13 protein-coding genes are annotated in these 15,832 nt (G+C 25.1%); all 13 read right to left on the reverse strand.

Annotated elements, in window-relative coordinates; all coding sequences use genetic code 11:
- Window positions 1-640: 640 nt before the first annotated feature.
- Entirely contained in the window at window positions 641-2,455 is a 1,815-nt protein-coding gene (locus BUA86_RS03280; protein WP_072929841.1) for a metallophosphoesterase, read from the reverse strand.
- Window positions 2,448-3,545, reverse strand: coding sequence for a hypothetical protein (locus BUA86_RS03285; protein ID WP_072929843.1), 1,098 nt, complete (start codon window positions 3,543-3,545; stop codon window positions 2,448-2,450). The genes BUA86_RS03280 and BUA86_RS03285 overlap by 8 nt, the downstream gene beginning before the upstream one ends.
- A gap of 5 nt (window positions 3,546-3,550) precedes the next feature.
- Window positions 3,551-4,783: a hypothetical protein gene (locus BUA86_RS03290; RefSeq protein WP_072929845.1), complete on the reverse strand. Its 1,233-nt coding sequence runs from the start codon at window positions 4,781-4,783 to the stop codon at window positions 3,551-3,553.
- Between the two features lie 563 nt (window positions 4,784-5,346).
- Entirely contained in the window at window positions 5,347-5,730 is a 384-nt protein-coding gene (locus BUA86_RS03295) for a hypothetical protein (protein WP_072929847.1), read from the reverse strand.
- 1,355 nt (window positions 5,731-7,085) lie between these two features.
- Entirely contained in the window at window positions 7,086-7,580 is a 495-nt protein-coding gene (locus BUA86_RS03310) for a hypothetical protein (RefSeq protein WP_072929853.1), read from the reverse strand.
- A 251-nt stretch (window positions 7,581-7,831) separates the two neighbouring features.
- Complete coding sequence (locus BUA86_RS03315) at window positions 7,832-8,290, reverse strand: hypothetical protein (RefSeq protein WP_072929855.1); 459 nt, start codon at window positions 8,288-8,290, stop codon at window positions 7,832-7,834.
- A gap of 627 nt (window positions 8,291-8,917) precedes the next feature.
- Window positions 8,918-9,430 (reverse strand): hypothetical protein, encoded by a 513-nt coding sequence (locus BUA86_RS03320; protein ID WP_072929857.1) that lies wholly within the window; start codon window positions 9,428-9,430, stop codon window positions 8,918-8,920.
- A 45-nt stretch (window positions 9,431-9,475) separates the two neighbouring features.
- Complete coding sequence (locus BUA86_RS03325) at window positions 9,476-9,970, reverse strand: hypothetical protein (RefSeq protein ID WP_072929858.1); 495 nt, start codon at window positions 9,968-9,970, stop codon at window positions 9,476-9,478.
- Window positions 9,971-10,133: 163 nt separating this feature from the next.
- Complete coding sequence (locus BUA86_RS03330; RefSeq protein WP_143147229.1) at window positions 10,134-10,472, reverse strand: hypothetical protein; 339 nt, start codon at window positions 10,470-10,472, stop codon at window positions 10,134-10,136.
- A gap of 20 nt (window positions 10,473-10,492) precedes the next feature.
- A complete protein-coding gene (locus BUA86_RS03335; protein WP_072929862.1) occupies window positions 10,493-10,912 on the reverse strand; it encodes a hypothetical protein in 420 nt (139 codons plus the stop codon).
- An 80-nt stretch (window positions 10,913-10,992) separates the two neighbouring features.
- Window positions 10,993-11,286 (reverse strand): hypothetical protein, encoded by a 294-nt coding sequence (locus tag BUA86_RS16185; RefSeq protein WP_072929864.1) that lies wholly within the window; start codon window positions 11,284-11,286, stop codon window positions 10,993-10,995.
- A gap of 500 nt (window positions 11,287-11,786) precedes the next feature.
- On the reverse strand, window positions 11,787-12,146 hold the full coding sequence (locus BUA86_RS03345) for a hypothetical protein (RefSeq protein ID WP_143147230.1): 360 nt from the start codon (window positions 12,144-12,146) through the stop codon (window positions 11,787-11,789).
- Window positions 12,147-12,235: 89 nt separating this feature from the next.
- The gene (locus tag BUA86_RS03350) at window positions 12,236-15,829 is read right to left on the reverse strand and encodes a DUF6443 domain-containing protein (RefSeq protein WP_072929869.1); all 3,594 of its coding nucleotides are present in this window, start codon (window positions 15,827-15,829) and stop codon (window positions 12,236-12,238) included.
- Window positions 15,830-15,832 lie beyond the last annotated feature (3 nt).

The raw sequence follows: 15,832 nt of genomic DNA on the forward strand, positions 1-15,832 counted from the left end.
AATAATATATAATTGGAAATTACAAATATGGATAAAACACCAATAATTTTTATATTTAGATAAGAAATAATAAAAAGTGGTAATATTACTGTTATTGCTAGTGAAATTAATAAGCCAAATAACAATAGTAAACTATATTTTATTTCTTTAAGTGTCTCATTCATAAAGTCTCTCGGTTAAAAATTTTACGAAGTAAATGATAGAAAAGTTTCATAAAAAACACCTATATCAGCATTTCGTAAAATCAACCCTAAATATACAAACAAAACTATATTATATACATTATTGTGTAAAATAAAAACCTCCTTAAAATAATTATTAAAGAGGTTTTATTTATACTATTTTGTGTTTTTGTGCTTAAAATTGGAGTTGTGCAACAGTTACCCTTGTTAGCAGAAGTTTTAACTACCAATCTAATTTTTCTATTTGACTTTCATAAATATCATTTGTTCCTAAATAGGTTTCTTTATCATTTTCAATTTCTTTTAGATAGTAGATTAAGTAATCATTTTTAGGGTAAATTTCTTTTCTATTAAATACATCAAATTCTGTTTTATAAATAGTTATTTTTTATGTATGCAGTGATTTTAATACATCCCATGCCATATGGGCAAGACGAAAGCTTAGTTATTAGGTGCAGTTATGATTTTTCAGTATAGAATTTATGTATACAATGTAAATTATCGTTCATAATGAAACATTTTTCTTTAAAGTCATCTCCATAAGGACATTTTTCGATTCTAAGTTTTTTAATAGTATAGAATTCTATATTATTAACCTCTTCGTCATCAATTTTTTCAGCTTCTTCTAACTTATTATAATTTAGTATATCAACGTTAATATCTTCAATATGACCTGTGTAAAACAAGGAAACTACTATGATTTTTTCCACATTTTCAAAAAACTTTTTTTCTCTTGTTTCTTTACCAACTAATTTTCTAATTGTTCTGCCATCGTTAACAACATCTGTAATTAATATAACTTGCTTAAATTTACTATCAGAATTTTCAAAATTTAATTTATTCTCGAAATCATTATGGTCTTCCCATCTATATGAGTATGGAAGATATGTATAGGGAATAGGATATTTAATGGATGCCTTACTTGAAATGATATTGCCTTCGTATCCTAAACCAATAATTAAATCAGTATTTTCGATTAAATTCATTTTCTCTAAAATGTCTATAATTGAATTTTTAATAAAGTACAAATCTTCTTTATCCTCTAAAAGTTTTGCTGTGTCAATCCAATTATGAGCTCTTGAAGTTGCACTCCAATGAAAGTGTCCTTGATGGAATAATTTTTTTTCTTTAATTATATCATAAAGTTTATTTTCAATATCTATATTTTCATATTTGATAATTGTAGAACTTACATGATTTTCTACTAATGTGGTATCAATATCTTTATCTTCAATTTCTGGTAGTTGTTCTAAATTGTTTTCTAATATTGGTAACTCTAATTTTCTAAATTCGAAAATTTCCTTTTCTAAACCTGTTAAATCTTGAACATCTATCTTTGTCCAATTACCAAAATTTGATTCTGTATTACCTTTAACTTTATGTAATGTATAAATATTATTTTTTAAATATAAGCTATTTTCAGATTTATTGATTTCGTAAATTTTGAAGGAAGCCTGAACGGAAGATATACTACTAAAAGGACCGCTGTCACTTACTGTAATGCTATTTCTATGGGCAAGAATTTTGGAATTATGAGTATGTTCATTGCCATTTAAAATACATTTAATATTATATCTTTCAAATATTGTAATTAAAGCCTTCTTATTCTCCATTTCCCATTGACCAGAAGTTTTATCTTCATGCTCACCTTCCAAATTATGATGTAAACATAAGACTAATTCTTCATTAGGATAAGCTACTTTGATTGCTTTTAGTTCTTCCTCCAGCTTATCAATTGGCAAAAAACCATGACCTCCATTTTGATTTACAATATAGTTTGAATTTACTGCTAGTAAAATAATATCTTCAATATTTAAAGTATCAATAATTAAATTGTCATTGTCGAAATCATCACTTTTAACATTTTTGTAAAACTCACTAAAATTTTTAAGTTTAATTTGATTTATAACTTCTGTAGAGACTTCAACTTCTTCTCGTAACTCATTTTTTATTGAATCTCTATGCACATCGTGATCGCCTGGAATTAGTAATAGATGATTTGAATCTATATTTAATTCTGATAAAATATGATTAATAAGTCTTTCTGCTTCTTTAAATTCTAGTCTTTCAGCGATATTTGTTATATCACCGGTTATTATCAAGTATTTATTTTTACTTTGTATTGAATTAATTTTGTCAATAAATTGATTTACATAACTTAAATTCTGATCATTAGGCTCGTAAGTTAAGTATGTATCTGTGTTAGCAGGTCCAAATCTTTTACTTTGATCAGAAATATGTAAATCAGAAATATGTATAATTATATCATTCATTAGTTTCTTTTTTATTCTTTAAATTAGTTGATATAAAATAACCTAAATCTTCATTGTTTGTACTATCAATTGCAAATACAGCAATTGTAGCATCCTTTCTTTTAATATCTTTCTTTTTTAAAGTTTCTGTTTTAATTAGCGAAACATTTCCTAGATATTTCCCTCCTAAAAACTCAATAATATTTTTCACAATTTTAACCTCTGTTCCTAAGCATACTAAATCAGAAACAACAATATAATTTCTGTTTTCTATTATATTTTTATTTAAAGAATTATAAATTCGATTTATAGGTCCAATTTTATCTAAAACCAAAATATCTAACTTTAGTAGATTAGATAATATAGATGTTATATATGAACTATTTAAACTCTGACAAACTAATATTGGAGCATTGTAAATACTATTGTTTTCTACATCGTAAAATGGAATAGGACCGTTTTCTCTCCATTCTTTCAATATTTTCAAAGCCAACTTATAAATACTGTATATACAAAATGATTTTTGTTCAGAAATAAACATTTTAATATTTATGTATGATTCTAAATATACAAAAGATGAAGTATGAGGCTCTTGATGTTTTATACTGTAAATCTTCAATTTTTCTATGAAATCTTTATTGAAAATGGCTTCAATATTAAAATCATGAGGTATGAAATTGCAATTACCATCTTCAACTAGGTAATATCTGAAATACCCATTTTTTTTTCTTGGTTTTAATGTGCCTTTATCATAAAATGTTAAATATGTACAAAGATTGTTTATATTACTTATGTTATTATAACCAAATGAATTAATTAATTCATCCGTAACATTCAATAAAGCAATTTGAAACCCATTACTTTTTAACTTTGTAAAATATTGACTTAAGTTATCTTGCGAACCTTCTATATTATGAAGGTCAAATGCAATACTTTTAATAATTTGATCTGAATTTAAAATATCATCACAAATTCTATCTAGTGTAATAGATTGCAATCTATCACAAAATACACCACTATTGTTTTCTTCTATAAAATTTGATGTTAAAACTTCTTCACTATGTAAATCATAATAAATGAAGTTTTCTGCATTTAGTTTTGATATTATCATAGTAATTAGTTTGGTATTTCAACTTCAATATGTACCCCTTTAAATCTGACATTATAAAATCTAATGGAAGAAAATTTAGTTTCTTCAGAGTAATATTTAATTGTTGCGTTTATAATTTTTTCAAATTGTTTTGAAATTAAGTTCTTTTTATCAATTATTGCTTGCTGGTAATCATTTAGTGAAATTTTCTCTAATTCAAACAATTTATGTGATTCTAGAATTTCATCTCTTAATTCATTTAGAGAAGTTATATATTTAAAAATTCTGTTAGAGATTATTATTTGACAATTATTGGTATGAAGTCTGAAGTAACCATTACTATGTAAGACTACATTTAACATCAAATCAAATAGTCCCTTTCTTTCTTTAAGAGAAGAATAAAACAATATTTCAAAAATTTCTAACAGATTTTCAATAAAGTATTTATTTATAGAAGTTGGAAATTGCAGAGTAGTGTTACTTTCGAATTCATTCTTTTTATAATAAAATGGTAAATTTTGTTTAGAATTCAATGAGTTCTTAAAGCCGATTCCATTGTCTGAAATAGAAAATTTAGTTTGATATTTATCCACAAACATCATCGCATATGTTGTAGATTGTGAATGAATTACTCCGTTCGTTATTAATTCTGAAAGTATATTAATATATTCATTATGATTATTTGCAGTATTGATATTGTCATATAAAAGTTCACCGAAGTGTGTTTGAACATTATATGAAATTATTGAATTCACGTGATCTCGAAGTTGGATTTCGTTTTCAAAATCAAAATCTATATTAGGAAAATCTTTCTTTTTATACGATTTAATTATGTGTTCTTTACGAATTTCATTTCCTTGAAATGCTCCTAGATAATTTTCATTATAATAAAGAATTTTGTTCTCTCTTGAGATTTTAAAAAAATCTGCTCTAAATAAAAATCCTAAAACCTTTATAGTTGCATGATTATTATTTAAATATAGTTCTAATGATTTTTTGTGAAATTTGCTTAATTGTTCTATTATACTTAATAATAAAGGAGTTGATATTGGATCAATCCGATATATTGCACTAAAAATTTCTGTATCACCTTTCTGAAATAATAAGAATTTAATATCTTCCGACTTATTGTTCTTATAATATTCAGCTAATTTTGGAAGAAATTCTGTGTAAAAAATTAATGGTGTAAAATTTCTTCCATCATCTAAAATTGGAATCATACTATTTAAAGTGTGTTTGTTAATAATTGCACCTAACATTATTTTTTACGAAACTACTATACCTTTAGTTTCGTGAAAAACTCTCTAAACCTGCATTTCGTATAAATAGCAAATATATAAATTAATCTAATTTATAACCATTGTTGTATATATAAATAATTGAATAAAAAAAGCTTTATCTGAAGCTCTTTTATTTATTTCAATTAATTATTGTAAAACTTATTAAAGTCTTCAAAAAAATCTGATAAGCTAATTTTTTCATACTTCAAAAGTAAAGCGAAATTAAAAGTTTCTCCTTTTTTGTTGCAAAAACCAATTACATTGACTTCTTTCTTAAATTTAGAAAACAATAAAAAGCTGTAGCTTAGCTTAGTTAAAAATTGAAAGTTTTGGCTTTCTAATTCGCTACTATCCCAGAGCTGCGAAACGTTAGTTTTAATTTTACAAAGACAACCTAAAACAAGAATTTAATATGGGATTTTTTAAGAAAATATTTGGATATAAAAACGAAATCCAAAAAACTCATCAAAATATTTCAAGTATAACATTAAACAGAATTTCTTGGTCTTTTTCAACTAAATTCTATGTAGATTCTGAAGAATTTAATAAAGATGTTTTTCAAATTTTGGAAAATCAACTTTGACTATAGGATGTTCTTTGATTTTTTTTTCGTCGACTGGGTTATTATAATTATTTTTAACAATAGAGAATCCAAAATGCCCCGTTCTAAAGAATCTAGACCATTCTTTAATTAGGTTTTGACAATCTACAAGAGTTTCAGCGCTTTTTGCTTTTTCATTTGTTTTTTGATTGAGAGCGTTGTAAGCATTCTGACCTTTTTTATCTATAATATATTGGAATCCCGCATCGTTTTCCTCAAATGTTTTTTTTACCCAAGCGAAGTTTTCTTCGCAGTTGCACTCTTGTCCAAAGCTGGGAATTGATATTAAAGTCAATAATAAAGTTACTAGGTTTAATTTTATCATTTTTTATAAATATTTGATTATTGATTTGAGGAGTGGAAGAATATTTCAAATTTAGTGATTATAAAATGAATGATAATAAATAATTTAATGTATTAGATTGTGATTCAATAGATTCACTGGTTTTATTTTTTTATTAAAACCCACCAGCATAATCTGTTGTGGTAATTTTAGACCCATCAGTTACAACTTTTCTTAACTTTACACCACTCGCATCATAACTATAGTTAATCTCTTAGATGCATTACAAATAAATTCTCTCGTAAAAGTAATTAAGATTTCTTTAATGAAAATATAGGTATATTATAAAATATAAAAGCCAGCAAATAGCTGGCTTTTGGTTATTTTAAAAATTAATATTTTCTTATTTAGTCACTAACAGGATGATCGCGCTAGCTGGGTTATTTACCTTAACACTGCTTTATCTTTTCGAGATTTATGCAATATTTTTTTTTCTTTTGTTTGAGTATTAATTAATGATATTGTACTATCATTAATTATTTTATATTGATAATCCCATTGACATCTTATATTAATAACGGAATCGTTTATTAATTTCCACTTATTACATTTTCCTATTAATTTACTATATGCTGTCAATTTATAATGTTGTCTTTTACCATCAATAGTTACAGCATAAAATTCACATTCACCGTTCTTGGAAAAACTTAAAGATTGAATCTGATTCTCATTTGAAATTTTACTATATTTATAGTAATCCCAATAGGTAGTATGCTCTTTTGTTAAGATTTCTGAAATATCATTCTTAGTTTTGCATTGAAACAATAATATACAACTTAGAAGGATCAGATAATGTTTGATATTTAAAACCATTATATGTATTTTACCATTAACTTTTAGATTATAAATAGCATTAGAAGTATTACCATAAACGGAAGGGATTGATAAATGAAGGCTACCATTATAACTCTCATGCTATTTTTTGGGGATTTCCAAGCAAGGTTTATCTAGTTTGATTTAGACATGACAATATGTTTTTATTTACTATTACTTTATTTTCTGATTTATAAGCTATAAATCCCTGTTGAAATGAAAATAAAAATAATGAATTTTCATGACTTATATTAATATTCTCATCAATAGTAAAATTAACTATGAAAAAATTTTCTTCATAAAAGCATCTTCTCCAATTTATATTATGCAAATAACCATTCATTAATATCTTTGTTTTTACATTTTTTTCCATTATTAAAAAAATATACTATTTATTATCTTTTAAAATATACCATTTATATTTTTTTCTTGAATATAAAATCTGTATCATATGAAAAGAAGTTATGTTCTACAATAACATTAGATTTATTGATTGTCTTATAATAACTAACACATCTGATACCTTACCTTCTTTTTAGTTTATAATAAAAAAAATCATTATTTACTTCAATTGAAATATTAACTGTATCGTGTATACTTTTGTCAATTTGGTTTTTACTACAAACCATTCTTAAATTGATTGTCTCTTTTGGATTCATGATTATCATATTTGCAGGTATTGTAGTATCATTTAAATAATCTAAAGGTGGTCTAAATATTGATTTTGTAACAATTAATGAATCGAAACATAATTTGTATTTTGAATTAATTGAATAACTTATTTTTTTTAAATTCTTTTTTTCATTTGAAATGTTATGAATACTGATGTATGAAAAATTTTCTTTTGTTGCAATATATTCATAACCAAAAACAGGTTTAATAATAAAGTCTTTACTATTGGTATTTTCTTCAATTATTTTATATTCAAAAACTTTCGGAGGAGGAGGAACTAAGCATGATATAAACAATGTAAAAAAACATATAATAAAAACATGTAATAAAAATTTTAATAATTTCATAATTATTCATCTATAAACCTTAAATAATTTCATTCTTATGCAGCAAGAGAACCTATTGCTCCTGCAACAAAATCTTCATAGAAGTTACCATCTTGCATCATAACTATAGTTAATTTTCTTAGATGCATTCCAAAGAATTTCTTTCGTAAAAGTAATTAAGATTTCTTTAAAAAATATTGCAATTTTATAAAATAACAAAAGGCAAAAATTAGTTTGCCTTTTGTGTTTAGTGAATTTTTGTTTAGAACATTCTAGTAGCCACTATAAAAAATAACCCCTTTTTTGTTAAAGTCGATATGAAATACATCATACCTTCTTATGTAAACGGAATTTATATCATAGTTTTTATTATCTAACTTTTTAATAACTTCATTCGTCTCATCTGGAGTTGAAAAAATTTCATCATATTTAAAAATAATAGGAAAAAATTCTTTATTAATATATGTATAACGATTTGTTTTATTTATCCATTTTGTTACACCATTATCTTTGGTGAAATCAATGTAAATTCTAAAATTATTATTTTGCGTATCTAGTAATAAATAAAAAGGTTTATTAATTGAATCTGTTTTTTGTATTATTAAATTTTGAACTGATTCAGGTAGTATATATACAATTTTTGAATCAACATTACTCTGATATGAATCAATATGTTTAACACTACATGATGTAAGAGATAAAAGTATTATGTAAAAAAAAATGTTTTTCATAGAGTTTAATTCTATTTACTTGTATGAGAGGTAAGAACCTTTACCTCCTGACATTGCACCAAATGTAACTACTACTATTGAACTTTTAGCAAAATTCCCAGCAATTTTATTCCACTTATCTGCTGCAAGAGAACCTATTGCACCTACAACAAAAGCTTCATAGAAGTTACCACATTTTGCATCATAATTATAGTTAATCTCTTGGATGCATTACAAATAAATTCTCTCGTAAAAGTAATTAAGATTTCTTTAATAAAAATGTAGCAACTTTATAAAATAACAAAAGGCAAACTATCGTTTGCCTTTTGTGTAATTGTGATTTTTTTTGAAGTAAATATATCGTAATATAATAATATATCAAAACTATTGAAACACTAACCTTAATTATTAATACTATCTATATTTTTTATCATATAATATTCTGGTAATGGTTTATTTTTAGAAGTATTTGTAAAACAGCTCACCAAAATAATTACAGAAAAAAGTGTCACTAATTTATTTATCATTATACTATTTTTTATAATTATATAATCTATAGGATTATTAGAACAGTTAATTCTTTTGATGGTTTTAAGAATGATATTTTTACAGTGAAGAGCAAGATATTTACGCTAGCTGCTTTTAGGTTTATTCTTTAATTAAATTATAGAATTTTACAGAATTTAAGCTAATTATACTGTTTGAACAAGTTTGCGTATTTAAAACATCAATACAATATAAATCTAAATCTCTATAAACATTCTCATTTTTATCTAATTCTATTTTAATAACATTTATCTTCGGTAAGATTTTTCTTTTATCAAATAAAGTTAAACTCTGTTTAGAAATTAAAACTGAATCTCTATAAATGTCATCATATTTTAATTTTTCTTGAGTCAATCCTTTTTCATAATCTTTTATAAATTTTTTGACTTTTTTTAATACTTGTTTTTCTAAATTTTTTTTTGGATAAAACGATACACTTAATTTGTGCATTCCAATGATAGAAAATTCTTTTTTATTTACTATCTGTATTTTATTCTGAATAATTTTATTTTTTGAAATAATAATTTCAATAGAATCTTTATTCGATATATCATAAAATTGTGAATATATCTTAGAAGATATAGATATGGATATAATTAAAAATAAATACTTCATTATTTATGATTTTGAGAAGGGTGGTATTAATTCGTTTATATTTAATTATTTAAATATAAAACCTATACTTTGTGTTGAATTCTTTTTAAAAAATGTAATTTTATTCTTTATTATGTAAAGAGTATCTATATTTAAGTTAGGTACAATTCCATATTTTTCAAAATCAGTTGAATAAGTTGGAACGAATTTTCCATATCTCTCTCTTTTTTCCTTATTAAGAAAATCACATTTTTCACTTTCCTGCTCCGGTATTTTTAAATATAATCCTTCTTCGTATGAGGGATTTTTATTATTTAAAAATATTGTATCGCCTTTTCGTAAATAATCAAATTCCATTTTGATTATTTTGTAATTTTCATCGATATCAGGGCAATGAAAAGTGTTTGTTATTAAACAACTATTATCATCTTTAAAATAAACCTCTAATGTTCTATTTTTACTTTTATAAACAAACTTGTTTTTAGGTATATTTATAGATGTATTACAATTACTTAAAAAAATAACTATAGTAAACAGGGCTAATTTTATATATAATTTCATAATTTAATTAATGAGGTTTTTCAACGATAGATTGTACCCATTTATATAAGTTATCTTTTTTATTTTACAGATATTTAAAATTATTTCTTTTATAGTCACAAGTAGGATGTTGGCGCTGGCGGGATAATTATTGTTAATTATAATTTTTTCTTTCAATTAGATTTTACAATTTAATAAATAATCTATTATTTGTATCATCCCAACATACGATTTCTTTTTTATTTTCATACCATTCGTTCCATTTTATTAAATCATTTTTGGTTGGATTCATCTTGCCAAAATAATTGATATCGGATTCAGACTTGATATTTGTTAACTTTTCTAATTCATTTACATAATTGATAACATCAATAGCTTTTTCTTTTTCTATGTAATCTTTAATATCAATAATTCTTTTAGTAAACTCTTCTTGACCTTTTTTTAAATTACAGGTTTGAGCATTACAAAATTGTAAGTGAAAAATCAATAATATTACAATCTGTATTATTTTACTGAACTTCATTTCTTTTTACATTAGTTGTATTATTTTACTATTTCTCCGTTGAGTTTAAATTTTACATTAAAAACATTATCTCGGGTATAACTTACTTTACGAATACCATCTTCTGTTCCTAATTTTTTCAATACATCTTTTCCTTCTTCAGCAAATGAAAAGTATTCATCATAAACAAAATATAAAGGAATTAATTTACCATTAAAAAAAACAGATCTATTAGTATGTTTAACCCAAAAATTCTCAATAGAGTTATCTAAATATATTATATATGTATCACTATCCTCTTTATCTAATATCAAATAATTATTATCGTTATCCTTTATTTCTTTTATAAGAATATTACTAACGTTAGATGGTAAAAAATATATAATATCATTAACTTTTTCCTGAGAATAGCAATTATAAAGAAAACAATTAATGAATATTATTACTAAAATTTTTTTCATGAACTAAAATTTTTGTTTGTTAATAAAATTCTTCAAGACATCTTGTTCAAGTAGTATGACTTGAATTTGTAATTATTATTTTAAGGAGAGGTAGTGTTTATACCATATTTATAAAAAAAATTCTCAATAAGATTAAATTTATAAGTACATCTCTTTCCTGTTGTTACAGCACTATTGCTTGATTCTTCTCTACGACAATCAAATGAGAATTTTATATAATCAATTAAATAATTATTTTCGTCTAAAAATAAGATGGCATTTTTATAATAAAAACAGCCAGAAATCATCATCGTTACATTGGTCCCCTCATTTTCTCCTATATTATAAAAAAGATTAGTAAGTTCATCGATATTTGTGTTATTTAATACATGCACTTGATGAACATCATGAATGTAAAATTTTGTTTCTCTAGCTTTTAATTCATTTAAATAGTTTGTTAGTTGTGTACCATTTGGTTTACGTTCTCTCTTTAAATTATTTTCTATATAATAAATAAAAACTATTTTTTTTGAAATATTAAAAGGATAGTTTTTTAATCTATTTTCTAAACTAAAATTTGAAGTTTTCTTACATGATTTTGAAAAATCATAAGAATGACTATTTTTCGTACAAGAGAAGAATAGTAAAATAGTAATTATATATATAAATTTATTATAAGGGTTATATGCCCATTTATTATTTATTAAATGTTTTTCAAATTTCTTTTAATTTTTAGGAAATATAGTTTAAAAGTAATTAAGATTTCTTTAATAAAAATGTAGCAACTTTATAAAATAACAAAAGGCAAACGTTAGTTTGCCTTTTGTGTTATTGTAAATTAATTTATTTGTAATTAATATGTTGTAGTGCAACAACACATTTGAAATACTATCCTTTACCTATTAATACTAATTCGTTCCAAACCATATTTTTTAAAATTGAGATTGTAATCATTTATCTCATCAAATGTTTTTAAACTCCTTATTGTAACATTAGAGATTTTTTTATCAGGTTCATTAATAGAACTTTCAGGAGAATATATAATAATGGTATTATTATTATCAATTTTGTAAAAAATTTCAGAAGTATAAAATATATAATCATCAATTTTATTAGGAGTTTTTTTATTTGACTGAGATAATACAATTACTTCATTATTTCCTGCTAATCCCCAGCTATTAGCTGTAATATATAAACTGTCTTTATCATTAAAAACTATTATTTTTTCTATTGTTATTTTTTCTATTTTTTTCATAGAAACGTTCATATAATTAAAAATGAAAAAAAATAGTGTTACAATGAATATTATTACAAAAATTAATAATATATATTTTTTTATATTAATTACCATTTTAAACTGTTGTTTTGTAAAGTTGTTGATTGTTTTTTTGAGTCTTTGTGACCTTTGTCACTCCATCCTTGACTACTCATTCTGTATTGATACATAACTTCTCCATATGCAGGAGGCGGTCCGTATGCAGTACCTGTTGTTACTATTCCCATTTTTTCAGAAGCTGATAGAGATCCTTTAACATGCAATGCTCCTGCTAATTTCTGGAAAGTCTTAAAATCAATAAGTCCATTATTTGCATTATATCCAGCTAAATAGTTTCCAGCTGAACGTGAAGTAGCATATTTACCATTCAATAAACCTCCAACATTTTTGTAATCATTTTTTATATCGAATTTTCCTTTTGGGCCTGATTCTGAAGCAATTTCTATCAACCCTAATTTCTCTGCTTTTTTTGATAATTTATCAATAATAGGGTCAAATGATTTTCCTACTTGTATTTTATATTCTGTCATAGTTTTCCCCGTTTCTGGACTTACAAACTCATCCCAATTTTCTGTCTCCCCAATTTTTGTTCCTCCACTTGAAGTTCCATTTTTATCCGCTCGTTTTGATAATTGATATTCTGTTGGAGCGCTACCATCATTATTATCCTTATGTTGATATACTCCTTTATCATTATCATTGAATACAGCTAAAACATTACCGTATTTATCTATATGAGTAGAAGTAGCTTCCATTCCATCAGGATCTATGAAGTAGATTGGGTTGTTAAAAGCATAGTTATAAGGTGAGTGTCTTGACATTTTTTCCGCCAACGGATCAATATTAAACCAACGACCTAAAGCAGGATCATAATTACGAGCACCATAATCGTATAAGTTGATATCTAAATCTGTTTGTAACTCTTTCCCGTTGTATTTATAGTTATAATTACTATTTGCAAGATTTGTATTATTATATCCGTTATGTTTTAATCCAAATGGATAATAATTATTCTCTTCTAGTATTTTTAAAGAACCATTATTTTCTTTTTGGTAACTTAAACGTACATTACCTAAATGATCGGTATAATTGTAAACATAGTTAAATGTATTATTTTCTGTAACATTTACGTAACCTTCTGCTGTTGGAAAAAATTGTAGCTCGATCGGTTCATTACTTCCATTTTTTTTGTATTGGAAACCTCCCGAATAATCTGTTGTGGTAATTTGTGTACCATCAGTTACAACTTTTCTTAATTTTACACCACTCGCATCATAACTATAGTTAATTTTCTTAGATGCATTCCAAAGAACTTCTATAGGTAAATTTAAGTCATTATAACTAATTTTCGTAATTTCTTTGTTTAAATCTTGTATTAGATTTCCATTAAGGTCATAATCGTAATCATTTCCTGTTTTATTCTTATCATCAAAACCTTCAGGTACATTGGAAGTATCCTCAACACTTATTAATTTATTCGAATTTGTCTGATAACGATGACTTAGTAAATCAATATAAGTTAGATTTGAACTTTCATTAGCACCTGTTCTAAAAATTCCATTTATATTACCGTTTTTATCATATCCAGCAATTTGTTCATTGTAAGCGTTTTTTGTTTCACTATTATTTTTTAAATAATCACTAAAAAGTAATCTATTTAATCCATCATATGCATAGCTATAACTTCTTTTTTGATGATCTGGAGATGTTTTCCATATTGTTTCACCAATATTTCCATTATATAATGCCTTAATATATGGATTTTCTGTCGTTTGTGTTAGCTTATCATAATTTAAACGGAATGAAAATAAATCATCATTAGTAATATCAACATTATTAATGTCTGTCATCCAACCACGAATGTTGTATTTATAATCAACAGTTTGTAATGGAGTAGAAGCATTGTCGTTCCCGACTTTCTTAGAAATGATTTGATTAATCTCGTTGTATGAGTTTTGAACAATGTATTCAACAGGACCACCGTTTATTTGGTGTGTTTGTGATTTTAATAGCTCATTGTCATAATAATCAAAAACTTCATTAATCGTTATTTCAGGAGTATTTATATCATCTAATTTATGTTTTGTAATTGTATTCAAAACTTTTCCTCTAAAATCTAAAGAAGATGAAGTTGTTTGAAAACCATCTAAGTAATTTTCTAAATGAGTACCTGATGGACGTACATATTCAGTATCGTAAAAAGTATAAGATTTGTTCCATTTTGTTGTTCCTAAAACATTAGTTAATGTAGCTACTGCTAATCCTTTAGTTCTTGTGTCCTTTTCCCCTATAAGTTCTTGACCTGCTATTAAAGAACCAGCAAACATCTCTAAACTTTCGTAATTATCGTAATAATTAACGGTTTGTACAGTTAAACTACCATTAGGAAATTGAGAGTTGGTATAATAAATATTTAACTCATTATTTCTGTATTTAGTTAGTGTTCTTTCCTCGTTATTAGGTGTTCTTTTATTGTTTAATGCTGATTGCATGGCACTTCTAGTTGCAGTGTTTTTAAAGAAACCAGAATAAACAATGCGTCCCAATTTATCATACTTAAAGAATGTCCAACCTTTGTCTGTAGCTGTACGCTGATTAGCATCTTGTTGTAGAGTTAAACGATCTTGATTATCATAAACCATGAATTCTCTTCCTTTTCCTGGAAGTTGCTTTTCAACTAATCTATTTTTATCATCGTATTGGTATTGGTAACCTAATTCAGCTAAATTATTTATACTATAATCACCAACTTCAATTAATTTTGGAGGTAGTACATAAGTTAAATTCCCATAGACATCATATACATAATAGGTATCATGTTTTCCATAAGAATTAAAGAGCATTTGTGGAATATCAATTCGCTTTAAAATTACTCTTCCTTCTTGGTCTTTAAATTCTTGTATTGCCTGTCCATTTTCATCTGTGGTAACTGTTTTATAAAGTGTGTTGGCTTGATAACTTCCATTTGGAATTAAACTTGGTACAAGAGCTGATGAAAGTGAAACATCAAAACGAAGAACATCATTTTCAGTATTTAATTCATACTTAAATCCTATTTCATGATTTGAACCTTTTTTCCATGATTCACCAGGTGCAGCTTGGAAAAGTACACGATTAAGAGGAGAGTTCTCGAATGTTTTTTGAGAATAAGGTGTTGTATCACCTGTTAAAGTACCATAAAAAGAGGTTCCATCTGTTTGTGTACTTATTTTATTATCAGTTGATGATATAGGAAATGGCAAGAATTCTTTTTCTTGACGTCCAAATCCGTCATACTCATAAGGAGTTATAATTGTTTTTCCAGTAGGAGAGCCAGCAACTTGTAAAGCTTGTTTTTCTCTTCCTAAACCATCAAAATAAACAACAGTTTCTTTTTTCTTGCTACATGAAACATTTAAACATTCAATTGTACGAACAAAGTTCTCGTTTAAAGTAGGCAATTCAGCTTCTTGACCATCAGGAATACCATTTCCATTGCTATCGATAAAAGCACGGAATGTTGAGCCTGAAACAGATTTTACGCTGAAACCAGGTGTCATTGTAATAGATACGGGATCTGTTATTGTTGAATTCTCCGCAGTTGGAGTATTTAAAACTTTTTGAGCAAAACTAAAACTAGATCCTACAAATAGTATTAAAAATAGGTTATAAAATTTTCTCATAGA

Source organism: Chishuiella changwenlii (genome assembly GCF_900142565.1).
Lineage (GTDB): Bacteria > Bacteroidota > Bacteroidia > Flavobacteriales > Weeksellaceae > Empedobacter > Empedobacter changwenlii.

Coding starts and splice junctions, on each gene's coding strand:
- BUA86_RS03350 (WP_072929869.1), bottom strand. CDS start 15,829: ATGAGAAAATTTTATAACCTATTTTTAATACTATTTGTAGGATCTAGT.
- BUA86_RS03295 (WP_072929847.1), bottom strand. CDS start 5,730: ATGATAAAATTAAACCTAGTAACTTTATTATTGACTTTAATATCAATT.
- BUA86_RS03290 (WP_072929845.1), bottom strand. CDS start 4,783: ATGTTAGGTGCAATTATTAACAAACACACTTTAAATAGTATGATTCCA.
- BUA86_RS03325 (WP_072929858.1), bottom strand. CDS start 9,970: ATGAAATTATATATAAAATTAGCCCTGTTTACTATAGTTATTTTTTTA.
- BUA86_RS03335 (WP_072929862.1), bottom strand. CDS start 10,912: ATGAAAAAAATTTTAGTAATAATATTCATTAATTGTTTTCTTTATAAT.
- BUA86_RS03345 (WP_143147230.1), bottom strand. CDS start 12,146: ATGAAAAAAATAGAAAAAATAACAATAGAAAAAATAATAGTTTTTAAT.
- BUA86_RS03315 (WP_072929855.1), bottom strand. CDS start 8,290: ATGAAAAACATTTTTTTTTACATAATACTTTTATCTCTTACATCATGT.
- BUA86_RS03320 (WP_072929857.1), bottom strand. CDS start 9,430: ATGAAGTATTTATTTTTAATTATATCCATATCTATATCTTCTAAGATA.
- BUA86_RS03285 (WP_072929843.1), bottom strand. CDS start 3,545: ATGATAATATCAAAACTAAATGCAGAAAACTTCATTTATTATGATTTA.
- BUA86_RS03310 (WP_072929853.1), bottom strand. CDS start 7,580: ATGAAATTATTAAAATTTTTATTACATGTTTTTATTATATGTTTTTTT.
- BUA86_RS03330 (WP_143147229.1), bottom strand. CDS start 10,472: ATGAAGTTCAGTAAAATAATACAGATTGTAATATTATTGATTTTTCAC.
- BUA86_RS03280 (WP_072929841.1), bottom strand. CDS start 2,455: ATGAATGATATAATTATACATATTTCTGATTTACATATTTCTGATCAA.